This window comes from Leptospira venezuelensis (assembly GCF_002150035.1).
GTDB lineage: Bacteria > Spirochaetota > Leptospiria > Leptospirales > Leptospiraceae > Leptospira_B > Leptospira_B venezuelensis.
This window is the reverse complement of sequence record NZ_NETS01000008.1, coordinates 382,867-408,282: the sequence shown is the minus strand read 5'-3', so window position 1 is coordinate 408,282 and position 25,416 is coordinate 382,867. Positions and strand designations below refer to the sequence as shown.

At 40.3% G+C, this 25,416-nt stretch carries 23 protein-coding genes and 1 pseudogene; 20 read left to right on the top strand and 4 right to left on the bottom strand.

What is annotated here, in order from left to right; genetic code table 11:
• Positions 1 to 104: 104 nt before the first annotated feature.
• The 13 genes and pseudogenes from B1C82_RS06000 to B1C82_RS05940 all read left to right on the top strand — a co-directional run.
• Positions 105 to 2,108 (top strand): annotated as a pseudogene (locus tag B1C82_RS06000) (DNA translocase FtsK); the annotation flags it as partial.
• Positions 2,109 to 2,210: 102 nt separating this feature from the next.
• Entirely contained in the window at positions 2,211 to 2,942 is a 732-nt protein-coding gene (locus B1C82_RS05995) for a LolA family protein (protein WP_086446687.1), read from the top strand.
• A gap of 25 nt (positions 2,943 to 2,967) precedes the next feature.
• Complete coding sequence (locus B1C82_RS05990) at positions 2,968 to 4,095, top strand: helix-turn-helix domain-containing protein (RefSeq protein WP_086446686.1); 1,128 nt, start codon at positions 2,968 to 2,970, stop codon at positions 4,093 to 4,095.
• 8 nt (positions 4,096 to 4,103) lie between these two features.
• Positions 4,104 to 5,429 carry a 30S ribosomal protein S12 methylthiotransferase RimO gene (rimO, locus tag B1C82_RS05985; protein ID WP_086446685.1) on the top strand — a complete coding sequence of 442 codons (1,326 nt, stop codon included), beginning with the start codon at positions 4,104 to 4,106 and terminating at the stop codon, positions 5,427 to 5,429.
• Positions 5,426 to 6,160: a CDP-diacylglycerol--glycerol-3-phosphate 3-phosphatidyltransferase gene (gene pgsA / locus B1C82_RS05980; protein WP_086446911.1), complete on the top strand. Its 735-nt coding sequence runs from the start codon at positions 5,426 to 5,428 to the stop codon at positions 6,158 to 6,160. Before rimO ends, pgsA begins: the two co-directional genes overlap by 4 nt.
• Positions 6,150 to 7,160, top strand: coding sequence for an anthranilate phosphoribosyltransferase (gene trpD, locus B1C82_RS05975; RefSeq protein ID WP_086446684.1), 1,011 nt, complete (start codon positions 6,150 to 6,152; stop codon positions 7,158 to 7,160). The genes pgsA and trpD overlap by 11 nt, the downstream gene beginning before the upstream one ends.
• A 54-nt stretch (positions 7,161 to 7,214) precedes the next feature.
• Positions 7,215 to 7,553 (top strand): preprotein translocase subunit YajC, encoded by a 339-nt coding sequence (yajC, locus tag B1C82_RS05970; RefSeq protein WP_086446683.1) that lies wholly within the window; start codon positions 7,215 to 7,217, stop codon positions 7,551 to 7,553.
• Between the two features lie 40 nt (positions 7,554 to 7,593).
• A complete protein-coding gene (locus tag B1C82_RS05965; RefSeq protein WP_086446682.1) occupies positions 7,594 to 8,304 on the top strand; it encodes an SRP-less Sec system protein in 711 nt (236 codons plus the stop codon).
• Positions 8,305 to 8,314: 10 nt separating this feature from the next.
• Positions 8,315 to 10,255 (top strand): protein translocase subunit SecD, encoded by a 1,941-nt coding sequence (gene secD / locus B1C82_RS05960; protein ID WP_086446681.1) that lies wholly within the window; start codon positions 8,315 to 8,317, stop codon positions 10,253 to 10,255.
• Positions 10,248 to 11,186, top strand: coding sequence for a protein translocase subunit SecF (secF, locus tag B1C82_RS05955; RefSeq protein WP_086446680.1), 939 nt, complete (start codon positions 10,248 to 10,250; stop codon positions 11,184 to 11,186). The genes secD and secF overlap by 8 nt, the downstream gene beginning before the upstream one ends.
• Positions 11,183 to 12,454 carry a bifunctional diaminohydroxyphosphoribosylaminopyrimidine deaminase/5-amino-6-(5-phosphoribosylamino)uracil reductase RibD gene (locus B1C82_RS05950; RefSeq protein ID WP_086446679.1) on the top strand — a complete coding sequence of 424 codons (1,272 nt, stop codon included), beginning with the start codon at positions 11,183 to 11,185 and terminating at the stop codon, positions 12,452 to 12,454. Before secF ends, B1C82_RS05950 begins: the two co-directional genes overlap by 4 nt.
• Positions 12,439 to 13,044: a riboflavin synthase gene (locus B1C82_RS05945; protein ID WP_086446678.1), complete on the top strand. Its 606-nt coding sequence runs from the start codon at positions 12,439 to 12,441 to the stop codon at positions 13,042 to 13,044. Before B1C82_RS05950 ends, B1C82_RS05945 begins: the two co-directional genes overlap by 16 nt.
• 351 nt (positions 13,045 to 13,395) lie before the next feature.
• Positions 13,396 to 14,601: a bifunctional 3,4-dihydroxy-2-butanone-4-phosphate synthase/GTP cyclohydrolase II gene (locus B1C82_RS05940; RefSeq protein ID WP_086446677.1), complete on the top strand. Its 1,206-nt coding sequence runs from the start codon at positions 13,396 to 13,398 to the stop codon at positions 14,599 to 14,601.
• Here the strand turns inward: B1C82_RS05940 and pdxH are convergent.
• The 3 genes from pdxH to B1C82_RS05925 are packed head-to-tail and all read right to left on the bottom strand — an operon-like array spanning position 14,598 to position 17,215.
• Positions 14,598 to 15,239, bottom strand: a complete 642-nt coding sequence (gene pdxH / locus B1C82_RS05935; RefSeq protein ID WP_086446676.1) for a pyridoxamine 5'-phosphate oxidase — start codon at positions 15,237 to 15,239, stop codon at positions 14,598 to 14,600. The genes B1C82_RS05940 and pdxH overlap by 4 nt on opposite strands.
• Before the next feature lie 5 nt (positions 15,240 to 15,244).
• On the bottom strand, positions 15,245 to 16,090 hold the full coding sequence (locus tag B1C82_RS05930) for a prepilin peptidase (protein ID WP_086446675.1): 846 nt from the start codon (positions 16,088 to 16,090) through the stop codon (positions 15,245 to 15,247).
• A gap of 9 nt (positions 16,091 to 16,099) precedes the next feature.
• Positions 16,100 to 17,215, bottom strand: a complete 1,116-nt coding sequence (locus tag B1C82_RS05925) for a pyridoxal phosphate-dependent aminotransferase (RefSeq protein WP_086446674.1) — start codon at positions 17,213 to 17,215, stop codon at positions 16,100 to 16,102.
• Positions 17,216 to 17,547: 332 nt separating this feature from the next.
• Between B1C82_RS05925 and B1C82_RS05920 the strand changes: the two genes are divergently transcribed.
• The 7 genes from B1C82_RS05920 to B1C82_RS05890 all read left to right on the top strand — a co-directional run bounded on the left by B1C82_RS05920 (position 17,548) and on the right by B1C82_RS05890 (position 25,190).
• A complete protein-coding gene (locus B1C82_RS05920) occupies positions 17,548 to 20,577 on the top strand; it encodes an AAA family ATPase (protein WP_086446673.1) in 3,030 nt (1,009 codons plus the stop codon).
• A 33-nt stretch (positions 20,578 to 20,610) separates the two neighbouring features.
• On the top strand, positions 20,611 to 21,093 hold the full coding sequence (gene smpB / locus B1C82_RS05915) for an SsrA-binding protein (RefSeq protein WP_086446672.1): 483 nt from the start codon (positions 20,611 to 20,613) through the stop codon (positions 21,091 to 21,093).
• Positions 21,094 to 22,470 (top strand): ribosome biogenesis GTPase Der, encoded by a 1,377-nt coding sequence (gene der / locus B1C82_RS05910; protein WP_086446671.1) that lies wholly within the window; start codon positions 21,094 to 21,096, stop codon positions 22,468 to 22,470.
• The gene (gene plsY / locus B1C82_RS05905) at positions 22,467 to 23,099 is read left to right on the top strand and encodes a glycerol-3-phosphate 1-O-acyltransferase PlsY (RefSeq protein ID WP_086446670.1); all 633 of its coding nucleotides are present in this window, start codon (positions 22,467 to 22,469) and stop codon (positions 23,097 to 23,099) included. Before der ends, plsY begins: the two co-directional genes overlap by 4 nt.
• 79 nt (positions 23,100 to 23,178) lie before the next feature.
• On the top strand, positions 23,179 to 23,865 hold the full coding sequence (locus B1C82_RS05900) for a hypothetical protein (RefSeq protein WP_086446669.1): 687 nt from the start codon (positions 23,179 to 23,181) through the stop codon (positions 23,863 to 23,865).
• 58 nt (positions 23,866 to 23,923) lie between these two features.
• Positions 23,924 to 24,136, top strand: coding sequence for a hypothetical protein (locus tag B1C82_RS05895; RefSeq protein WP_008592748.1), 213 nt, complete (start codon positions 23,924 to 23,926; stop codon positions 24,134 to 24,136).
• A 115-nt stretch (positions 24,137 to 24,251) separates the two neighbouring features.
• Positions 24,252 to 25,190, top strand: coding sequence for a DMT family transporter (locus B1C82_RS05890; protein WP_086446910.1), 939 nt, complete (start codon positions 24,252 to 24,254; stop codon positions 25,188 to 25,190).
• On the opposite strand, the gene B1C82_RS05885 is transcribed toward B1C82_RS05890, so the two are convergent.
• On the bottom strand, positions 25,187 to 25,408 hold the full coding sequence (locus B1C82_RS05885; protein ID WP_086446668.1) for a hypothetical protein: 222 nt from the start codon (positions 25,406 to 25,408) through the stop codon (positions 25,187 to 25,189). The genes B1C82_RS05890 and B1C82_RS05885 overlap by 4 nt on opposite strands.
• Positions 25,409 to 25,416: the final 8 nt, after the last annotated feature.

Here is a 25,416-nt window from a genome sequence, read left to right as displayed (position 1 = left end):
CTTCAGAAAAACAAAACCAAGTGAAAACTCCTGCAAATTTAGAATCTTATATCCAAAAAGTAAAAGGAAACTCTAAGGTCGCGGACCAAAGAGAATCCAATGTTCAATATAGAAATTCAGGTCTTCTCCAAGGTTTTTTTGAAGATGATCGAAAAATTTTCCAATTCCAAACTGCTTCTTCTCGTTTAGTGGAAAAAGTATATGGAGTTCCGGAAAGAAAAGAAGAAGTTCCGGTTTCTTCTTCTAAAAAGGCATGGGAGATCTTGGACCTTAGGAGTGAAACTTCTACAATTACTTCTTTCGCAAAAGAGGAAGTTCTGAATGCAGCGCCGGATTTGGAAGAGTTGGAAGAAGTCCAACCAATTGTTTTCAATAAAGAAATTAAAGAAGAAGTTTCAGCCGAAGAGGAAGACTTTGAAGAAGAAGGCGAAGAGTTAGAAGAATGGACTGAAGAGGGCGATTCTTTAGAAGAACTGGAAGACTCTGAAGAAGAATACGAGGAAGAAACAGAAGACTCGGATGAGTTGGAAGAAATTACAGAACTTGAGGCGCCTAAGGCGGCTATAACGCCGGAGGTGGTATCTCCGATTACCGTACCTTCTCCTGTTGTAGAAGCTCCAACACCGGTTCTCGAGAAAAAACCGAAACAATCTGAACTACCTTTTTCACCTGTTTCCATGGTGCCAATATTCCGTTCTAAACGTTCCGTGTATCATATTCCTCTAAATCGTTTGAAGAGCAATCCTACAAAAGTACAAGACGCACTTTTTAAAGTGGAATCTGAAAAGGTTGCATTCGAGATCGAGAACGCTCTGAAAGTATACGGTTACGAAGCTAAGGTAGTAGGTTGGGAAAGAGGTCCTATCATCACTCGTTACGAACTCACTCCTCCTCCTGGGGTAAAACTGGGAAGGATCACTTCTTTGACTGACGAGCTTAGAATGTATCTTGCTGTTAAGAATATTCGTATCGTTGCGCCGATCCCAGGTAAATCTACGATAGGTATCGAGGTTCCAAACAAACATAGGGAAGATGTATTCTTAGGAGATATCCTACGTTCTTCATTAGCTCCTAAGCCTAAAAAAGATCTGAATATAGTAATCGGTAAGGATATCTCCGGTAAGTTGGTCTCCATCGATTTGAATAAACTTCCCCACTTGCTTGTAGCCGGAACGACTGGTTCTGGTAAATCAGTCTGTTTGAACGCAATGATCGCTTCTCTGGTTCTGAATCTTTCACCAGAAGAAGTTCGCTTCATCATGATAGATCCTAAGATGGTGGAACTTACTTTGTTTGAAGATATTCCTCATCTTCTGATGCCTGTGATCAAGGATGCTCGTAAGGCAACCAAATCACTTTCTTGGGTGATCCAAGAAATGGAAGCGCGTTATGAGGCTGTCTCCCAATTGAAATGTAGGGACTTCCGTTCTTATAATGAGAAGGTTGAAGAACATTATCACAAAGAAGGTTATAATAAAATGCCTTATCTTGTGGTATTTATAGATGAGCTTGCAGACCTAATGATGGTTTCCGGAAAAGATCTGGAAGATGCGATCACTCGTATCAGCCAGAAATCCAGAGCGGTTGGGATCCACTTAGTGATGGCGACCCAAAGACCATCAGTAGATGTGATTACCGGTCTTATTAAAGCGAACTGTCCTGCAAGGATTGCATTCCATGTGGCTCAAAAAACTGACTCTAAGATCATTCTGGATATGAATGGCGCGGAGTCTCTTCTTGGAAAAGGTGATATGTTGTACAAATCTCCTACTTCTGCGGATCTTGCAAGGATCCAGGCTCCATTTATCTCTGAAGAAGAGATTGAGAAGATCGTGGAAGAGGCCAAAAAATATGGAGCTCCTACCTACGTAGATTTTGATCTGGAAGAAGAAACTGAATCTGAATCAGCAGAAGAGATGGACGAGGAGCTATTTGATAAGGCCTGGGAAATCGTAAGAACGGATAGAAAAGCAAGCGCGAGCTATTTGCAAAGACGTTTGAAAATCGGCTATAACCGGGCTGCTCGGATCATGGAATTAATGGAAGAAAGGGGATACGTTTCTCCGATCCTGGGATCTAAGGGACGGGAAATTTTAAGGTCCGCTTAAAAATTCGACCCGGTATAGGAATTTCCAGGCCGGGAAAAGAAACCAAGTGACAGGGGGGCGGATACTCGCCATCCTGGAAAAAAATCCCTGCATTACCTGAGAATGAAAGATACCAGAAGCAATCGTTCTATATTTATCGCCCTTGGCCTTGTCGTTTTATTCGGCAGCTTCTCCCTAGGTGCTCAGTCTTCCGCAAAACACCATTGGAATTCACCTTCTGAAGTGGTTAAAAAAGTCAGAAAAACTTTTTCCGACCTAAAATCGTACAAAGCTGATTTTGTGATCCAAACGGAATCGAACAAAAAAGTGGTCACTAAAAAAGGTGTCTGCTATTATAAGAAGGGTGGAAAGATCAAATATGAATTTTCAGATCCTTCTGGAGACGAGATCGTTTCCGATGGCAAAACTCTTTGGATCTTTATCAAAAGACTGAATGCTGCCGGAAAGCAGGATCTTACTTTAAATAAATCTAATAAATCCGGTCCGATTTTTTCTCCTCTAACAGAGGAGGGTCTTTCTAGGATTTTTAGAAAGTATCATTATAAATTCGAATCTATCGAACAACCTCAGGTTTCTCCGAAGGACAATCGTCAATATTTCGTATTGGCTTTGGAACAAAGGGAGAAGATCGGCGGTTATGAAACAATGACACTTTACGTGGATGCACAAACTTCTTATATCAAAAAGGCAGTCGCTAGTGATGGAAGAGGTAAAACCACCACTGTAGAGTTTTTCGGATTGGATCCGAACGCGGATATCGAGGATGGAGTATTTAATTTCCGTCCAGACGGTAATTCTAAAATCGTAAATAACCCCTTGGTGTCGGAAGAATAAATCTTCCTAGGAAAGGAGAGCGAAATTGAATCAGAAACGAGTAGGGCAAATCCTTAGAGAGGCTAGGGAAGAAAAAAAGCTCACTGTAAAGGACGTATCCAAGGATACGAATATTTCCGTTAAGTACATTCTCGCATTGGAGACTGAGGACTATGCTCAGTTCCCTGGAGAAACTTTTACCATAGGTTTTTTAAAAAACTACGGTAGTTACTTAAAGTTAGACACGGGGATGCTGATCAATTTATACAGAGGTGAGAAGATAGAAGAGTCCCAGGCTCCTTTAGAAGAACTCACCAAACCTACTTCTAATTTTTATTATGATCTAAATTTTGATAAGAATAAACTCATTACTGCAATCACCGTTCTGGTCCTGGCAATTACGGTAGTATTAGTTTATACCATTGTCGATGGAACTTCTTCTGATGACGATGTCTCGGAAGAAAGTGGAAGAAGGTTGGAGATCCCCGAAAATATTGACTTCATCAATCGTTCCGTTCCGGAAACAAGACCTGAAAGTTTTATCTTAACTGCAAACCAAGGTGTTAGCTTTAGTGCTTCTAACCAACAATGTAAACTTTTCATCTCTTCCGTAGAACAAGGATCTGATGCGAATACTGCAGTTCTTGCTTTTAATGTTTATCCTGAATTGACCGTATATAAATTCAGATTGTCCGAAGGACAGGAAAAGGTTCTAAGCTATTCAATTCCTGAGATTTCTTCCTTACGTAGGAGTATCAGGATCGCTGCTCAAAGTGTGACTGGAAGTTCTGCAAAAGTTTTAGTTTCTTTAAGTGAAGAAGAGAAACAAGGCACCACAGTGCAGTCTAATCCTCAAGGAGAGGACTCCACTAAAACTTTAGGTGATGTCCCGATCCAAGTTACATTATTTTTCTCTAAACCAAGTTATGCAGAGTTCATGATAGATGGGCAAATGGGATTTAGGGGCCTTGTTCAAGGCGGAGAAAATAAAACTCTAGAAGCGAAAGATCGTCTGGAGATCAAAGTGGGTGATGGTTCCGCAGTGGAGATGATCCAAAACGGAAAACCTAAAGTGGTCTTAGGACGCCCCGGAAAATTAGTAAAGAAAGTTTATATTAAAACACCAAACCCTTACGATAGCACTCAGTTTATCATTAAGGAGTTGGGCGAGTAAGGCTTCGTTTGGATAAAAAGTTCTACATCACCACTCTTGGATGTCCCAAAAATACCGTGGACTCAATGAGCATGCATCATTCCCTTTTGGAAGAAGGGTTTCTTCCGGCTACAAAACCGGAAGATTCCGATTTCCATTTGATCAATACCTGTACTTTTATTCGCTCTGCTACAGAAGAAACCATCCAAACTATCTTGGGTGCGGCTCACGCTAAAAAACAAGAAGGCCAGAAGTTAGTCGTTGTAGGATGTTTTGCAGAAAGATATCCTAAAGATATCTCCGCAGAAATTCCTGAAGTGGATCTCGTTTTTGGAACTGGAAAATATTCCCAAGCAGGAAGGATCATTAAAGAAGCTTTTCGTAGAGATATTTCTTCTCCTGCAAAAACTGAATTCAATTCTGATATAGTAGAGAGAATGAAACTTTCTCCTGAAATAGAGAATTATTCTAAACCTTATGCCTACGTAAAAGTTTCAGACGGATGTAATAGAGGATGTGCATTTTGTATTATTCCTTCTCTTCGTGGAAAATTCGTAGATTCTCCTTTGGAAGAAATTCTAAGAGATACAAAAAGAGCAATTGCGGCAGGTGCAAAAGAGATCTGTCTTGTTTCCCAAGATACAGTGTATTATGGAAAAGACTCGGACAAACTTCTGGATATGATTAAAGCAGTATCGGAAGTGGACAATCTAGAAATTTTGCGATTATTGTATTTATATCCGGATAAGAAGACTGAAAAGATCCTTAGATTAATGGGTGAGACCCCTAAAATCGCTCCTTATCTTGAATCTCCTCTACAACATGTTTCCGAAAGAGTATTAAAAAACATGAATAGAAGCGGGGGATATTCGCAGTTTAAGGATCTATATTCTCTTGCTAGAGAAATGAGACCTGATCTTGAGATCAGAACATCTTTTATTTTAGGGTTTCCTGGAGAAACTGGGGAAGATGTGGATGAGATCCTACGTTTTGTAGAAGAAACTCGTCCGGAAAAGCTGAACTTATTCTCTTATTCACCTCAAGAAGGAACAAAGGGTGCAGATCTTACCCAAACAGTTTCCGACAAGGAAAAGGCAAAAAGGATTAACCTGATCCGAGATGCCCATTTGAAAATCCTACAAGAGATTCACGAGTCCAGGATAGGAAAAACTTATACTGCGATCGTAGATGGATTGGAAGGAAATACTGCAATCGTGAGACGTTTGCAAGATGCTCCGGAAATTGACGAAGTGGTTTATGTAGAAGATCCTTCTTTGAAGCCTGGAACAATCGGAAAAGTGAAAATCGAGTCTTTTTACGAATACGACATGATGGGAACTTGGTTGGAATCTTGAATCCGAATATTAACTTACCCAACGCGCTTACCGTACTGAGAGTTGCTTCTCTTCCTTTTTTTATCTGGTTTTTGTATCAGAAGGAGCAAGCATATCATATTGCCGCTCTTGTTTTATTTTCTCTGGCATCTATCACCGATTTTATAGATGGTTATCTGGCCAGAAAATGGAAACAAGAGACCGAGTTCGGAAAATTTCTGGATCCACTTGCAGATAAGATCATCGTAGTAGGTTGTTTTACCACGTTCATTTTTCTACATGAACAAATAGAACTTTGGATGGTGATACTCATCATCGGAAGAGATATGCTTATCACAACCTTACGTTATCTTGCGATCCGTTTGGGGAAATCGATCCGAACCACCATGCTTGGAAAAGTGAAAACTGCCTTCCAAATGGGTGCTATTATTTTAATTTTGATCTTCTTTATATTAGTTTCTTCGAATAAAAGAATACTGATCAATGAGGTCTATCAAAGCGGCAAACTTGCAGGTATGACCGTTTTTGGGATCGCTTCTGAAAACGCAGTTGCTTTCATTAAGGTTTGGCAGGAAAACGGTGCCCCCGGCTGGAACGAGTTGGTATTTGGACTAGGTGGATTTGTTCCTTACTTTGGAATGTTATTGACCACTTTGATCACTGTACTTTCCGGAATACGTTATTTGATCTCAAACAGAGAAGTGATCCGTTACAGCTCTATTCGGAGGGCCTTCGGTAAAAATGGAAATTAGACAAGCTATCATCAAAGTATTAGAAAAAAAACATCTTACAGTTTCAGAAGCGGAAAATACGATTAATTCAGTAATGAAGGGAGAAGTATCCGAGATCTTACTTTCTTCTTTTTTGACCGCGATGAGAGCAAAGGGAGAAACTGTAGATGAATTATTGGGTTTTTGTTTAGCGCTTCGCAAGAACGCGCTCAAACCTAAAACAGCCTTTCCTTTTGATATGCTGGACACCTGCGGAACCGGCGGTGACGGAAAGGGAACTGTAAACATTTCTACACTTTCTGCGATCGTACTTTCTTCTCTTGGGATTAAAGTTGCTAAACATGGGAACCGTTCCGTTTCTTCTCATACCGGTTCCAGCGATATACTCGGAAGATTAGGTTATAATACAGAAAAAACCCAGGAAGAAGTGGAATCTCACTTAGTGGAAAACGGATTTGCATTCTTATTTGCTCCGATGTGGCATCCATCCATGAAGTTTGCGGGACCAGTTCGTAAAGAGTTGGGTTTTAGGACCTTATTCAATATGATTGGACCTCTAAGTAATCCATTCTCTCCTCAGTACCAGATCATTGGAGTTTACGAGCCCGAATTGACTGAAACCTTTATCCGGGTTTTACAAGGTTTGGGTTTGAGAAGGGCCCTAGTATGTCATTCGCGTGACGGTCTGGATGAATTCTCCATTTTTGAAAAAACGGATTATACTCTTTTGGAAGACGGGGTTATCTCCAGAAAAGACTTCGATCCGAAAGATCTGGGCGTAAAAGATCTGAATCCTGCTGAAGTATTTACTAGCGGGCCGGACCAAGCAGAGTCCTTAGCTAGAAAAATCCTGGCAGGGGAGAAGATTGCGGGCACACATGCAGTTGCCTTAAACGCGGGAGCTGGGCTTTTCACCTTGGGTAAAGCAAGTTCTATCCTAGATGGATACAAAACCGCATTAGAACAGTTGGCTTCCGGAAAAACAGGCGCCTTCTTTCAAAATTTAATTACCAAGGGATAATAAAGGAAAATACTGGTCTCAAAAAGGACCAAAAAAGGAAACACAGGTTTCACCATGCTCAGCAATTTTCAAAATTTATTAATATTAGCCCAAGCAGATCCGGCTGGGGCACAAGGTGGCGGATTTAATACTCTATTATTTATCCCGATCCTATTTATCATTCTGTATTTTATAGTGATCCGTCCTCAAAGAAACGAGGAAAAGAAAAGAAAAACGATGATCGATAGCCTCCAAAAAGGAGACGTGGTTATTACTTCTTCCGGGATCCATGGCAAAGTGGTAGAATTTAAGGATAATAACGAATCTGTCGTTTTAGCAATTGCTAAGGACACCAACGTTACCTTCAATTCCAGCACGATTTTAAGAAAGAAGGAAAAAGAGAAAGAGGCCTAATTCCCTTTTTCCGATAGTATCAGTATAACCGGTGCGACTCATGAATAAGATCCTATGCCTCCTTCTTTCCATCTCCTTAACCCTTCCGATTTTCGGACAGGACGGAGAAGAAATCGATTTTTTGGACAAGGTTTCCGAACCTAAGAAGACAACTACTTCTTCCAAAAAGACACCTCTTGCAAAAGCTTCTAGAAAGAAAAAAGTAAAGAAGAATGCAGGCAAAAAGAAGAAGGTAGTCGAGTCTAAAGAGACCGAACAGAAAGAATCCGAGCCTAAGAAAAAAGTAGATCCGGAAATCGCACCGGAAGATCCTACTCAGGGAAAAAATTCAGGAGATCCTAACGGACCGACTGAAACCACTGAGAGAAATCTAAACAAAGAAGTTCCTAATCCTGAAGTATCGGCTGAGATCCAAAAGCCGTACTGGTTAAATGAAGAAACAAATCTAAGTCCGAAAAATCTACCTGGTTTTGATGCTAGTGCTTCTTCTTTGCCTAAGGAAGATATTTCTATCAGAGAGAAGTTAGGTGAGATCCTAAAACTCGGAGACGATAAGAAAAAAGAAGAAGAGAAAAGAAAGGCTGCGGAACAAAAAGAACAAGGTGCTATAGCAGGATTTTTCTCAGAACATAAAAAAGGGATCATCATCATCGCAATCATACTTGCTTTTGCTTTATATCAATTCAGAGCCAAAGGCGCACGTGTCACTCGGCGTTCCCCTGTGACCATCAACAAAGTGAGAAGAGACTAGGAGTCCGAATTTGAAATCTGTCCAATGGATTTTTGTTCCAATATTGGTTGTAGCGTCTTCATTGACGCTTCTTTATCCAAACTTCGCCGAAAGGGAATTGGAACTCGCAGTAAGAAAAGAGTTTAAACAATTACCCGAAGAAAACCGCAAAGAATTACTAACCAGTTTTGCGGAAAGATGGAAAACCGATTATAATCCGAAAGGTGATTGGCAGATAGAGCCTGATCCTAGTGTTTTCCCGGATCAGGATTATTATCTGGTCAAAGGAAGATTTATTACTTCTGCAAAGATCAACCAGCTTTCTCAAGAAAACCAAGAATTGATCTTAGAACCTAAAAATAAACTTAGACCTACTTGGGTTGAAGAGTTTATTTTTGGAGGAAGACCTTTGGCAATCCGCTTAGGATTGGACTTACAAGGTGGAATGAGAGTCGTTTTGAAAGGTGATTTTGACGACTATACTTCTAAATTAAAAGATTCTTATACAAAAGAGATCGAAGAACTTACTAAGAAAAAAAGTGACGCTGCACTTTCTGAAAAAGAAAGAAAAGAAGCTCAAGACAAACTGAAAGAGATCGAAAGTTATTTCGAATTAACACCTGGCAGAAAACTGGCAGAGTTGGAAAAAGCGAAGTTGATTATCGACAATCGTTTGACCAACCAAAACTTAACAGAGCCTCAAGTACGTATCCAGAAGGACCAAGATTCTATCGAGGTTTCTTTGCCGGGTGTCAGCAACTCTTCTCAAATATTAGATATTATCCGAAACACTGAAACTGTAGAATACAGATTGAGAGAACCTTCTGATTCTAATGCGAACTCCAAAGGTATTTACCACGACGCCATTGAGTTGGAAGAAATGAAACTCATGAGCCAAGGTAAAAAGGAAGAAACCGAGATCGTAAAATTCCAGAATATTGTTAAACAGAAACTGGGAAAAGACGAGCAGGACAGATTCCTTGCGGCTATGGAGAAGAAGTACAATATTCCTGAAAAATATAAATTGTATGTAAAATGGTCCAGAGCTAATAATCCTAAAGCATCTTTACTTCCTAGAGAATTCGTGGTTCTGGAAAGAGCTATCTCTCTGGACGGAAAGGATATGAGAAACGCTCGCGAGAGTTATGACCAAAACAGACTTTCCTATTACGTTTCCTTCTCCTTAACTTCACAAGGTGCTGAGAAATTTTTCGATATCACTTCCAAAAACGTAGGAAGACAACTTGCAATCGTTTGGGGAGATAAAGTTATCTCTGACCCTGTCATTCGGAGCCCTATTGCAGGTGGTAATGCTCAGATCGACGGAGAGTTTGGACAAAAAGAAGCTACAGATCTCGCAAACGTGATCAGTGAGGGTGCACTTCCTATCCCATTAAACGTTTTAGAAATGAGATTTATCGGTCCTACTTTAGGGATCGAATCCATCGAAGTTGGATTGAAGGCGGTTCTATTAGGATTCGCACTCGTGATCGTGTTTATGCTGATCATCTATAGATTATCCGGCTTGGTTGCAGATATTGCACTTCTTGTGAACGTGATCGTGCTTATGGCACTTCTTTCCTTGATGGGATTTACTTTGACCCTACCTGGTTTTGCGGGGATCATCCTCACAGTGGGTATGGCGGTAGATGCTAACGTTATTATCTACGAAAGGATTAAGGAAGAATTAGCTGCAGGAAAACATGTTTCTGCAGCGGTTGCCCAAGGATTTGAAAACGCCTTCTGGACGATTATGGACAGTAACGTTACAACCTTGATCTCTGGAATCTTGATGATCAAACTTGGAAACGGACCAATCAAAGGATTTGCGATCACTCTTTGTTGGGGGATCATCACTTCCTTGTTTACCTCCTTATTCTTGAGCAGAATGATCATGGATCTATTGGTAAACAAATTTGGAGTTCGTAAACTCCAGATCGGATTCAAAAAACTGGAGTCCAAAAATGTTTGATTTTATAAAATATAAATACGTATCCATTACCTTCTCTACCATCCTGATCATAGTCGGGTTTGGAGTTACTTTTGGAAAATACGGTGGGTTTGCTACTTCTTTGGATTTTGACGGAGGTTTAAGAGCTGTTGTCGAATTCCCTGAGAATGTAGAACGTAAAAACTTAGAAGAGTATTTCTCTTCTAAAAATTTAGAGGCCGTATTGGTCCTAATGGACAAAGACAAAAACGATTATCAAATCGATATAGGTCTTGGTTCAGTTGATCAGATCAAACAACTTTATGTAGAAAGAAAAGGTAAAGATAGTGTAGAGGCTCAGCAAGCTTCCGCCATCGACGCCTTGATCGGACTTTTACAAGAAGACTTTAAATTAGAAAAAAAGAAAATACTCTCTGCGAACCAAGTAGGTTCAGTTGTGGGAGCGGAGTTAACTTCTACAGGGATCTCCCTTTTAAGCCTAACTCTTTTCTTTATCATGTTGTATTTGAGCTTCCGCTTCCAATTCAAGTTTGCATTGGGCGCGATTTTAGCTCTTATTCATGACTTAGTGATCACAATTGCGTTTATCGGATTTTTCCAAATTAAGCCGAGCGTTCCTATTATTGCGGCACTTCTTACATTACTTGGATATTCTATCAATGATACGATTGTGGTGTTCGACAGGATCCGTGAAAATGCAGGGAACTTAAGAGATACTTTCTCTCAGGTGATCAATCTTTCGATTAACCAGACTCTTTCCAGAACTTTCAATACTTCGGTAGCAACTTTGATCTCCGTGGTAGCGATCATCATTGGTGGAGCAGTGGAGTTATATGACTTCGCCTATGTTCTTACCTTCGGGATCATCCTCGGAACATTCTCCTCCGTATTCATTGCGGCACCACTCGTGGACATCTACGATACTCTGAGTAAGAGGTGGAAACGCTCTTGAGTTCGATCCTCCCGGAGAAAATTCGGGAGGAACTAACACGTTATTCCTTTATCTCCACCGGATATTCCAGCCCGAATCCTCCGGTGGCTTGCGTTTTAGAAGACGCAAATACCGGTGAGATCCTCGCCTCAGCTTCCACACAAAAGACCGGAAAGAACCATGCAGAAAGAGAAGCGTATCGTTTGCTCCGAGAGAAATTTCCGAACGGAAAACTTCCCGCCCATAATGCATACGTAACCTTGGAGCCTTGCTCTCATTATGGCAAAACCCCTCCTTGTATCGATCTGTTCTTAGAAGAAAAACCTGTTCGATTGGAATACGGATGGACGGATCCAAATCCATTGGTTTCTTCTCATTCCGGTTTGAGTAAATTGGCAGAGATAGGAGTTCAAGTTTCTGAAAATCCTAAGTTAGCCGAAATCTCTTCTAAATTTTTATTCGGTTTCAGATCCAGAATAGAAAGAAGAAGGCCTGCAATTTTACTTAAAACTTCTCTCAGCAAAGAAGGTTATTTTAGTTCGGGAGAAGGTCTCAGGGAGAAAATATCTTCACCGGAGTCGGACGTATTTCTCTCCATGCTTAGAGCAAAAGTAGATGCGATTTTGGTTGGACCAAATACTGTGAAAATAGATGATCCAGGTTTAGACTTTAGATTGTCTTCTACATTCCCAAATAAATCACCGCTGATCACAAGTGCCAATGCGGATTCTGATAGTCGTTGGAGTTCCTACAGAGGGTTTTCCGGTCTTGTATCTGGAGTTTTGGAATATTCTTCTAATCCGGAAGTTTTTCAGATCCATAAAGAGAAGGAGAAGGATTACCAACCACTTAGAGTTTTCTTTTTACCTGATCAAAATTCTGTCAGTGAAAACTTTTTAGAAAAACAAAACAGTATCAATGAAAGAACTGAAAAGAAGAATATTGCATTTTTCTTAGATGAAAAAAAATCTTATAATGCAAGTTTCTTAAATAGATTAGAACGTATTTCTAAGTTTCCATTTGAGAAGGTCGACTTCTCCAATGTTTTCAGAATTTTAGAAGTTTTGTATTCGTGGGAAATAAACACAACACTTGTAGAAGGTGGAAATTTCCTATACAAACTATTTTCTTCCGTCCTTACGGATGAGGATGCAATTTTACAAATCAAATCGAATACTGTTTCTTTTCCAAAAGGAATCTTGCCTGATTGGAAGGGAAAATTTTCCATGGAATGGAAGGCAGAACTTGGTTCTGATCTTTGGGAGCTGGAAAGATGTTTACAGGATTAATAGAATGTACCGGAAAAATTGAATCTGTACAAGACACTGGAGATGGCAAAATATTTAAAGTAGTCACTGTGTGGAAAGATCCAGACCTGAAAAACGGAGATTCTATTTCGGTCAACGGTGCCTGTCACACAGTGACTTCTTTCCAAGAGAACGGAAACAAATTCGAATTTTATTCTTCTTATAAAACTTTAGAGCTTACCAATTTTGGAAGTTTCCAAGTTGGGACCAAGATCAATTTGGAAAGATCGGTCCAACCTCACACTAGAATGGGCGGTCATTTTGTGACTGGTCATGTGGATCTTACTGGGACCATTCTTCTTTCCGAAGAAAAAGATTCGGGAAAAGTAAGAAGGTTTGTGATCTCGCACGATCCTTCTTTTACTAAATATTTTGCAGTACGTGGCAGCGTAACTGTGGACGGAATTTCTCTTACGATCGTGGATTCCAAACCTGGTGAATTTGAATTGGTTTTGATTCCGGAAACTCTTATTGTCACTAGCGCCTCCGAAGCCTGGAAAGTCGGAGCCAAGGTAAATTTAGAAGTGGACCTCATTGCAAGATACCTAGAGCAGCTAGGTAATTATAAGTAAGGTTTTTCACACGGAGTTCACTGAGGACACGGAGATTTTAAGTATCCTTATATTTTAAACCCTCTGCGTCTTTGCGCCTCTGCGTGAGCCAAAATTTTTCCCATCTTTATTTTCACGCAGAGTCGCGGAGCCGCAGAGAATGGAAACATCGGGTCCGGGGGTAAGCACTAAAAAATTCCCCGGAGAGGGGGAAGCGGAAGACGCGTGCGGCTGAAGCTTGGGGGAGACTTCCCCCGTCTCCCATTCCAAGAATGATACCCTTGGTTCGAATTACCAACTATCAGTCTCACTTTTCCGAGCCGGCCAGGATTTATCATGGAAAAAAAACAGTCCAAGAAATGAGGTGGAATCATGATCGGCTCCATTGAACAGGCAATCGAAGATATAAAAGCGGGGAAGATGATCATTCTCGTAGATTCCGAAGACCGGGAAAACGAGGGGGATCTTGTTTGTGCCGCCCAATTCACCGATAAAGAAAAGGTGAATTTTATGGCCACCTATGGGAGGGGCCTAATTTGTTTTCCTATGGAGGGAGACAGACTCAGGCAACTGGGCTTAAACAGAATGGTGGACGACCTGAGTTTGGGTGATAAACATGGGACCGCATTCACTGTTTCCGTAGACGCAAAAAACGGGACCACTACTGGGATTTCCGCCCAGGATAGAGCGACTACAATCCAAGTACTTATAGATCCTAAAACCACTCCAGGTGACTTGATGAAACCAGGTCATTTATTTCCTTTACAAGCGGTTTCGGGCGGAGTCCTCAGAAGAGCGGGCCATACGGAAGCATCTGTAGATCTTTCTAAACTTGCAGGCCTTTATCCTGCTTCTGTGATCTGTGAGATCATGAATGATGATGGAACCATGTCTCGTCTTCCTGATTTGGAAAAATTCGCAGAGAAACACGGACTGAACATTTACACAATCGAAGATCTGATCCGTTACAGAAGGAAAAAAGAAAATCTAATTCATCTGGAAGTAGAGACAACTCTTCCTACCGAGTATGGAGATTTTTCTGTCAGAGCTTATTCTACGATCATAGACGATAAGGTCCATGTTGCATTAGTAAAAGGTAAAATTGATAAAAACGATCCTATAATGGTCCGCGTACATTCGGAGTGTTTTACCGGGGATATTTTCGGAAGCGGACGTTGTGATTGTGGGCCTCAACTACATTCTGCTCTTTCTATGATAGCTCAAGAAGGGAAGGGTATCCTTCTTTATATGAGACAAGAAGGTAGAGGGATAGGGCTTATCAATAAACTCAAGGCTTATAATATGCAGGACCAAGGTTTGGATACTGTAGAAGCTAATGAGAAATTAGGATTTGCACCTGATCTTCGCGAATACGGAGTGGGCGCTCAGATCTTAAAAGATATAGGTGTTGGTAAGATGAAACTTCTTACGAATAACCCTCGTAAGATCGTGGGGTTAGAAGGTTATGGTCTGGAAGTTACGGATCGTATTCCTATAGAGATCAAACCTACAGGGAATAACCACCACTATCTTTTCACTAAAAAAATGAGAATGGGGCATTTGCTCGGACTGAACTAAGGTTGTAGTCTGGTTTTTGCCCAAGAGCCGCTTTCTTTTCGGAATAAAATCCGATCATGTAAGCGGCTTCTTCGTCCCTGCCAAAATTCTATTTCAGAAGCTTCTAATATATATCCTCCCCAGTTTTCTGGTAGAGGAACAGTCTTGCCTTCGTATTTAGATTTCAGTTCTTCATAATGTTTATCCAAAATGGATCTATCATCCAAAGGATCACTTTGAGAAGAAACAAGCGCTCCTATTTGGCTTGCGAAAGGTCTGGAATGAAAATAGTTCTCTGAATTTTCTCTAGAAACTTTGGAAATTTTGCCTCTGATCCGGACCTGTCTTTCTAATTCCGCCCAGAAAAATACCAAACAAGCATTTGGATTCGATTCTAATTCCTTTCCCTTGGCACTTTTGTAATTTGTATAAAATTGGAAGCCTTCCTTTTCGATTCCTTTGAGTAAAACTATCCTAGCGTCCGGCATTCCATCCTTTCGAACAGTTGCTAATGTCATTGCGGTAGGTTCCGTTACTTCTGACTGAACTGCTTGGTCGAACCAAATTTTGAAAAAATCGATGGGAGAATCTCCAACATCATTCTCATCTAGAGAAGCTTTGCTGTATTCATTACGGATATCGGAGATATTATTTTGCATATTGTTTATAGAATGAGATTCGCCCAGTTCGGAAGTAAACCTGAATTTGCAATCATTCTAGCTATAAATGTCAATGCGAGCCCGATCGAGAAGTATACTCCCATAGGGATCGGGACATGTCTTAAACTTTCTCCTTTTTTCCTTTTCAGGACAGTGATAATGATCGCGATCCCATAAGAAGAATTTAAGAAAAAAATCCACCAAGGATGCATACTGATAAAAGCGAATGCAGGAGCGAATATTGCGTCGGCAAATCCCATACTTGAAGGAAATATAAAATAAATTAAAAAGAATACAGCAGAGAAGGAAACGTAAACGATCAATTCTGCTTTGCCAGGAATCGAATTGAATAATAGATAATTTGCCAACGCCCCAAACAAAAGAATGAAAGGTAGATTTTCATAATCCAGAGAGAACTTTTTAAAGTCAGTACTTGCCGCAACCAATAGATGTCCGCATAAAGCTACGAATGCAAAACTACCTAATAATTTTCCGGAAAGAAGAAAGCTGACAACGAACAATAATCCGAATATTGCCTCGCTTAGCGAATATAACGGATTGATTGGAGCTTTGCAATTAGTGCATTCTTTTTTGGAAATCCAATATCCGAATACTGGAATGATCGCAGTGCCCTTGATCTGAGCCCCGCAGGATTCGCAAGCAGAGGGTTCAATTAAGATTTTTTTAAGTCTGAAAAGTTTGGAGCCGATCTTTCTTTCTTTTCCGTAATAGAATCTGAGGATTCTATAGGCCAGGGTAGAATAAAAACTTCCCATGGAAAAGGAGACTAAAACTCCTCCAATCCATATGAAAAAGATCAGACTTGGAAATTCGGAATAGTACTCCGCCAAAGTTTTCTCTTAAGACGCCAGTTCTTTCAGCGCTGTTATGCCTCGTTTCAGATTTTCCCATTCGGAAGCGAAACTGATACGGATATATTCTTTTGAATCCACGAATATATAACCAGGCACTAAGATCAGACCTTTTTCTTTTACGGCTCTTACAACAAAATCATCGTCCTTCTCCTTTATTTTTAAGAAGAAGTAGAACGCACCCCCGCTTTTTTTCAGCTCGTAATGGTCCTTTAGATTTTCGTAAACATAATCCCTTTTTTCCTTATAATCGTCTATATAAGGTTGCATATCTGTTTTGAGAGCTTCTATTCCCATCCATTGGGTCACGGAAGGTGCACAAACCAGAGTGTATTGTTGCAAGGTAGTTAATGTTTTTATAATGGGAGTAGGGGCAACTATGGATGCGAGTCTAAGTCCTGTCATACTATAAGTTTTTGAAAATCCGGAAAGAGTAATCGCTCTTTCATAAAAAGATCCAACGGACAAGAATGACTTATCATAATCGAATTTTTCGTAGATCTCATCTGAGATCAGATAAGCTCCAGTTTTTTCTGCAAGCTCTGCAAGAGCGGTTAATTGTTTTTTAGTTAAAACAGTTCCTGTAGGATTAGAAGGAGTGGAGAAGATGATGATCTTTAACTTCTTATCCTTGAATGCATTTAAATCTTCTGGTTGGAAATCTTCCGAGATTGTATTCATCTTCCCGCCGTAAATTTTGATATAAGCAGGATACATCAAGAAGTGAGGAGTTACAACTAGACACTCATCACCTTCATTCAAGAGAGAATTAAAAAGTAATAAAAATGCAGAGCTAATTCCTGAAGTAACTAAAAGACGATCCGGGCTTGCGTAATCGATCTGGTTTTCCACTTTGTATTTTTGGGAAAGCGCTTCCTTTAGTTCAGGAATTCCTGCGGTCAAGGTGTAAGCAGTCTTTCCGTCGCGAAGAGCTTTGACTCCAGCTTCTACGATATTAGGAGGACAAGGAAAATGAGGTTGTCCAATGGAAAGATTGATCGGGTCTTTTAATGTCCCGGCAAGTTCGAATGCTTTTCGGATGGCTGAGGAATCCAAACCTTGGATTCTTTGCGCTAGTACATAATCAAGGGTACTCTGGCTCATATAAAGACTCTAATGTGAAGGCCGTTTGACGAACAAACTGAAATTGGGTGATGCGTAGAAAATTTTCACGCAGAGAATCATGGCACGCAGAGTAGCAAGGTAAAATGAGCCGCAGCGTTATGGTCTCACGCAGAGCCACCGAGGCGCGGAGAATTTTATAGGAAGTGTATCCCCTGTATTTTCTCTGTGTCTTTGCGCCTCTGCGTGCCATAGTTCTTCGCGTCTCCATTTACACTGTGCCTCCGCGTGAACAGTTGGAGTTCCCAACCAATCGTTCTCAGAAATAGCGAAATGAGATTGCCTCGGAATTCCACTTTCCGGATCTTGGGGACATGGATACAATTTCAATCGCCGGCATCAAAGTACCTAAGTCTAAATTAGGAAATAATTCCGGCACTTTAGGTTCTGATCTGGTGGAAACGGATTCTACCGTAAGGAACTTACAAAATATTCTGTATCCTCTCTTGGAATCCCGTCCTGTACTTCTTGTTGGAGATGCAGGAGTTGGTAAAAACGCACTTATCTATTATATCAACTTTAAGAGAAATCATCCTACTGCAAGATTCAGTTTTAACGAAGATACTCTTCCTGAAGATCTGATCGGTTCTTATCGTTTGCTTTTGGATGGGAAAGGTTTCGCTTGGGGGGATGGACCTTTAACTTCCGCAGTCAGAAGTGGAGCCAGTTTTGTTGCGGATGAGATGAACCTTTGTCCACCTCATATCATTAAACGTTTTTCTACAGTATACGAATCCAATTATCTGGAACTGATCGAAGGTGATGGAACTCGTATCCATGGCGCAGAAGGTTTTAATTTTATAGGAACCCAAAACCCTTCCGAAGGATTTGAGGGACGAAAACCTCTTCCTTTCGATATCACCAGATATTATTCTACAGTATTTATAGATCCTCATACTCCGGATGAGATCTTGTTCATTTTAGGAAAATTATATCCTAATATGAATACAGATATTTTGAAATCTTGCATTCGTATCTCTTTGGAGACTGAGACTAAAGTAGTTTCCGGTAATTTAGGAAAAGGCGATTTAGAAAAATATCACTTCAATATCCGAAATCTCAAAAAACTTTGTAATCGTATCCTGGCTTTAAAAGCGGATCAACCTGAGCTTAGATTCAGAGAGCTTTGGAATTTTTATGTAGAACCATTCCGCAAAGGGGAAGATAGGGATTCTCAAATAGAACTTCTACTTAAAGAAACAGGGCTTAAGGCTAAGCCGAATCTTCCTGAGCCAAAATTTGAAGTGCATAAGGGCTCCTTATTCTGCAATGATAAGGAAATCCATGTAACCAACGAAAAAACCGCGAAGGAAATTCTATCTTCAGTTCCAATGCCTTTAAAACTGAGAGAGTTTGCGGAGAAGGTTTATTCTGCAGTTCAATTCAAAGAAAACGTTCTGATCGAATATTCTGAAGAGCAAGATCCTCAACTCATTCTACCATTATTTACGGAGATTAGCGGAGTTCCATTAGAAGCAGTTCATCTTTGTAAAGGAATCCACACTGCAGATATTATAGGTGCATTAAAACCGATCGCAGGTTCTCAAGTAGGTTGGGTAGATGGCCCACTTACGAAAGGTATTCGAGAAGGCGGAAACATTCTGATCACAAACCTGGAAGCAGCAGGTGCTGAACTAGTTGAAAAATTGAATATGCTTACGGATGATGCAAGAGCACTTGTTCTTCCTCCGGAAAGTTCTGAGGATAAACCTCTTTCTTTAAAAGAAGACTCCCGCATTTTCGCACTGAAATTATTCAGAAAAACAAAATCTACCCCTACAATTTCAAGAGCATTCCGTAACAGGTTTACTTCTGTCTTATTCCCTGAGTTAGAAGACAATGCAACATTACAAGAGATCCTAAACTTCTATCTTCCGGAAGGAGACCTTGTCTCTAAAATGGCAGAGTTTCATACTAAAATTAAGGACCTTGCTAAAAAGAGAACGATCGGTTCTGCAAACCTAATGCCTTATACATTCGGACTTTCTAATCTTTTGCAATGGAAGGATCATATCCTTCGTTATGCAGATGAGTCTCTTGGAAAAGAAGGTTTACGTGAGATAGCTTTCCGAGGAGGAAAGATCGCTTATTCTAATCAGGTCTCGGATCCTGGAGAAAGAAAGGAATTGGAGAGAATTTTAGAATTCTCCTTATCAGGAATCGAAATTGTATCCGACTTCTTCCAAACTTTGGAGGATAAGAAAAAAAAAACTCTGACCCCTTCTACCGAAATCGAAAAGAAACGTTGGTGGGATCCGGAACTACATAAGAGAGAACCTCTTACTGGAAAGGCAGAACTTAAGAACTCAGGAAGAGAATTAAGAGAAGGTCTGGAGATCAACACTCCTGAAACAGGCGGCCAAAGAAAAGAAGGACCGGATGCCTGGTATGGACAAGAGACCCGCGGCAATATGGGCCAAGGAGAACCCGCTGGTGGAGGCGGGGCCTGGGGTTATCGCACTGAAGAATTATACAAAGCGTTCTTAGCTAAACGTAGAATACTTTGGGAATACACAATCCAAACAAGCATCAAAGAATTTAAAGAGGTATTCGGACGCAGTTTGGAAGAAGTAGAACTGAATCTTGAAAGACTTTTTGATCCAGAAATAGACATCAACCGGATGTATAGAAGTGAAGGATCCCGAATTGATACTCGAAAATATATTTCCTTTCTTTCCGGAAAAGGGGACTCTAAGGTATTCGATAAGACCACAATCGATAAGGACGAGGAAAAACTAAAAGGTGTAGAAGTCGCCTTTCTCGTCTCGAAATCTCGTAGGATCTTCAACTTCGAATATTCGGTCGCTACATTATCCGCCATGCTTTCCAGCGCTCATATCCTGGATGAACATGACGTAAACTTCTCCGTAACAGCTTATTCTGATAGAATGAACCGAAAAGACAGGATCGATCTAGTCCAAGTGAAACGAATGGACGAATACTTCGATTCCAAAAAGGAAGAAGAGATGTTCGATTCTCTCCGTTCCGACTGGCAAGGGGATTCAATTGAAGAATACCAGCTACTTGAACAGATAGAATCCTACTTTTCCCCGGAGGCCCAGACGAAAATACTGGTAATGATTTCGGACTTTAGGGGACAAAGGGGTAAAACGGAGATCGAACAGGAGATCCAATCCCGGGACAATAAACGCCTAAAGGCAGAGATCCTAAAACATTCGAATAAAAATTACGTGTTTTTGGGTGTGGGATTGGGACGCAGATATATTGCGGAGCATTTATTTCCGGACTCCATCCAAATCACTTCCGAAAACTTTTATAATATGCCGAATTTAATCGGAGCGGAACTGGGAAGATTGATCCTCACTCACCATTCTTCCCGATAACGGCAACTGCGGGAATTCCCGCGCCTGGGAACTATGGCAACGAAGAAGGAAAAAGACAATAGCCCTCAACCTCTGGTAAATAAAAAAGCCAAGTTTAACTTCGAGTTGATCTCATTCATCGAAGCAGGCATAGTTTTGTCCGGATCAGAAGTCAAAAGTCTCCGAGAAAAAAAAGCAAACCTCACTGATGCATTTGCAAAGATAAAGAACGGAGAAGTTTACCTGGATAGTTTTTCTATCACTCCATACAAGAATGGAGGATATTCCAATCATCCAGATATCAGGCCACGTAAACTTCTGCTAAATAGAAAAGAGATAGATAAACTAGATAAACAGATCAAAGAAAAGGGATTGGTGCTTGTCGCTACTAAAGTATATTTTAAAGACAACCGTTGGGCCAAGGTGGAGTTAGCATTAGGAAAACCTAAAAAACTCTACGATAAACGGGAAGATATGAAAAAAAGCGACGCAAAACTGGAAATCGCGAGAGCGATGAAGACCAAGAATTACTCCTAAATGTCCTCTAAAAAAAGAGTTCCTATTATTAGCATCGTGGGACGCCAGAACGTTGGCAAGTCCACATTATTCAACGCACTTCTCAAAAAGAAATTAGCGATCACAGAAGATTATCCTGGTGTGACGCGTGACGTTCTTCGTGCTCGTGTTTTAAATCCAGAGAAGGGCCTGGACTTTACTCTATGCGATACTCCGGGGCTGGATATCGAAAGACCTGAAAGTTTGGAAGAAGCAGTTCTAGAAAATGCTTTCAGACAAGTTGCAGAATCAGACCTAGTAGTTTTTCTTTTAGATCTGCATGAAGTCACTTCTTACGATTCCAGACTTATTGATAAATTCAGAAAAGATCCTGAACTAAATCAGATCCCAGTTTTGTATTGCGTAAACAAAGTAGATCATCCAGAAGATGAAGAAGATCTGGATTCTTTTTATAAAATGGGTTTGTCGGAGATCCTACCGATTTCTGCGATAGGAAGAAGGAATCTTCCTCTTCTATTGGAAAAAATCGCATTCTTACTTCCAAACGCAAAAAGAAAAAATCAAACCACGGAAGAGGGGGAAACTCCTTCTGTTTCTACTGAGGACTTCAGTCTTGCAATTGTAGGAAAACCAAACGCTGGAAAATCCAGTTTATTAAATGCACTTTGCGGTTATGATAGAGCAGTTGTGAGCGAGGTCGCTGGAACAACTCGAGATTCAGTAGATACAACCGTTACCTTTGAAGGTAAAAAGATCCGTATCACTGACACTGCAGGTATCCGTAGAAAATCGGATAAGGCAGAGGCCTTAGAATTTTATTCTTACCAAAGAACCAAAAGAACCATTCAAAATTCGGATGTAGTCATTCATCTTTTGGATGCACTCAAAGGATTTGGAGAATTCGATAAGAAAATCGTAGGGATGCTCCAAGAAGAAGGAAAACCATTTCTTCTCGCCGTAAATAAATGGGATGCAATAGAAGATAAGGACAATGATTCCTTTAAAAATTACCAAGACCGTTTGTATTCCAGATTTCCCCTCTTAAAAGAAATACAGATTATCACTTTAAGTGCCAAGGAAAAGCAGAGGATCCATAAGATGATGGAGATGACCATCGATCTGGCAACTCGTTCAAAGAAGAAGATCTCCACTTCAGAATTGAATCAATCGCTTAGAGCATGGATGGCGGAAGCAGGTAGGTCCTTCTCTGCAAACAGGCCTCCTAAAATGTTATATTGTACACAGGTTTCTGTTTCTCCGTTTCATTTGATACTATTCGTAAATCATGTGGATTATTTTAAATCCAACCTATTAACTTTCATTAAGAAGAAGCTAACAGAAAAGTATAATCTGAAAGGGATCCCAATCCGTTTGGAATTGAGATCTGATCGAAAATGAACGAGCTATATATATTATTTCTTCCTTCTTCTTTTCTTTTAGGTTCTGTTCCTTTCGGATTCCTAGCAGCAAAATTTAAAGGAATAGATATCAGACAAAAAGGAAGCGGGAATATAGGCGCAACCAATGTAACCCGTATGCTTGGATGGAAGATTGGACTTCCTGTTTTACTTTTAGATATAGCTAAAGGTGCAGTGTTTCCGCTCACAATTCGATTATTATATGGGGAATCCCAGGAGTTAGTTTCGCTATTTTGTGGAGTTGCCGCAGTTCTTGGTCATATGTTTTCTCCCTTCTTAAAATTTAAAGGTGGGAAGGGCGTAGCTACTAGTTTCGGAGTATTTGCGGTCCTTGCTCCGGGGCCGATTCTTATTACCTTAATTGTATTCCTAAGTTTGAAAAAAATATTTGGGTTTGTTTCAATCGGCTCCATAGGAGGAGCTATTACTCTACCTATTTCGTATTATCTACTTTCTTTAATAGACGGTAAAAGTTTTAATACACCAATTTTTTGGGCAATCATATGTATCAGTTCTACAATCTTGGTTTTGCATAGAACGAATCTGATCCGGCTAATTAAAGGCCAAGAATTCGCTTCCGATAAAGAAAAGTATAAAGACCAAGAATAAACTTTTTCTAAAATTACTAGAGATCATTTTTAAGCTTGAATTTGGAATAGATCCGATCTAAAAATCTCCTTTAAGGTTTATGATTCACAAGGAGATAGACGAAAACCGTACCAGAGAAGAGAAGATCGAGAGTCTAAACAGATTCTTGCAGGCTCATCCTTTGGCAGAGATCCAAGATTTATATAAATGGCTCTATTACGGGGAATTCGGAGAGATCGCTATCCAGGAATTTTATACGGAAAAAAAGAATGCTCCTGCTCTTCACTCTATGTTAGAAGAGTTAAGATTCGATAGTGATAATAATATTTCTCCAGAAAATGTATGGGAACCACTCGGTTTTTCCCAAAGATATCTGATGGTCTATCTCACGCCATATTACAATATGGAATATCCCCTAATGAGAGTGGTTAACCTCATCCAAAGATCTTCTGCATTCCAAGGTTATCGAATGAGATTTAAATTGGATTGGATTCTGCTTAAAGACGAGATAGTTTCCAGAAATATTGGATTCTCTAAACAAGACTTTATCAATTTCGAAGACAGGATCCAATTCCACCAATTACCTGAGTTGGACTTCTCCGATACATTCAAACAAAATTATCCTGCTGCCAGAAGAATTATCGCGGGCAAATTATTTTTCGAATATTTTCCTGAATTTATAGGTGAACCAAGAGGGTTCACATTGCTGGAAGATGAGGCAGGTTCGTCCGTTCCGGAAGAAAACGAGGAAGTTGTTTATTCGCGCTGGGAAGGAGAGGCGTTGTAAAATTTCTTTACAAATCTTCCCGAATAGTCTAAATTTTGTAAAAATAGGATTCGCAGTTATGTTACAAGAAATCAATGCAGCCGGAAGCAATAACCGAGCGGCCCAACAATTCTCCCAATCCGAATTCACTATCCGCAATATGCCGGATCGTCTTCATCCGCTCAGCAACATGGATACTGTTGTTACAGCACCGAAGAGTCTCGCCAAGGTAGGCGTAAATACCGATGATCAAATTACTCGCAGGGGTTATCTAATCGATCTAAATGCATGATCTTTTCAGATACAGACTAAAGTCGAAAGGAAAACCCGGCACTAAAGGCCGGGTTTTTTATTATACTCCTCTTCAAGGAGAGAACAAAAAAACTGGTAATGAGGCAGAACTAGGGATGTTCCAAAATCAATCTATAAAATTTTTTATCCTTCTCGTGATCGCTATGGTGAGTTGGGGATTCGCTTGGCCTTCCGCAAAATCAATTGTCGGAACTGAACCTCCGATAGTAATCGTTTTCTGGAGATTTTTAGCGACAGCACTTTCTTTGATTCCAATACTGATCATCAGAAAAGAATCCATTGCCTTACCAGATAAAAAAGGGCTCTTACAAGTTGCGATAGGCGCAGTCTTATACACGATATATAATCAATTCTTCCTATTAGGACTTAGCCAAGGATTAGCAGGGGCGGGTGGAGTACTCGTCACCACAATGAATCCGATCTTCACCTATATCTTGGTACACACTTTTCAGAGAAAACTACCTTCTGGAAAAGAATTTATAGGGTTATTCATCGGATTGACCGGTGGCTTCTTACTTTTAAAAATTTGGGAAGGAGATTGGACATTACTCTTTCAGTCCGGGAATGTTTACTTTTTACTTTGTGCATTCAGTTGGGCTATTCTAAGTATGAATAGTCATAGTACAGGACAAAGAATGTCTCCGATGGTTTACAGTTTTTATGTGTTCAGCATAGGAACAGTAATCGATTTGTTCCTTGCATTTCCTTATGATTTAGGTGGAGTAATGGACAATGATTGGAATTTTTGGGTACAACTACTTTATCTTTCCGTAATATCTACTACCTTCGGAACAACGGTATACTTTTACGCATCTAGCAGATTGGGATCAAGAACAGCAAGTTCATTTATATTCTTAGTTCCGGTCACTGCACTTCTGGGAAGTTGGATGTTTTTGGGCGAAGAACCTAAATTGAGCACATTACTTGGCGGTGTATTCGCGATTTCTTCGGTGATTATTCTGAATAGAACGCAAGGGAAAAAGGAAGAAGTTTTAACAGTACCAGGGGAAGAGGAGTTAGAAGTTCCGAATTAACCCCAATTACTTTTATAAAAATATTTACCTTTAGGAGCTACCTGGAAACCTTCCGGGTGCTCCACTATCAGACTGGCTTCTTTTAAATCTTCTAAATGAGGCCTTAAATTCCATTCGGTCAGCGAAGTATTCAATTCCAAATCCCTCATCGTAAGAAATCCTCCTTCGGAAGATGCTCTATAAATATCTTGGAGGATTTGATTTTCAATACCACTCATTGAAACCG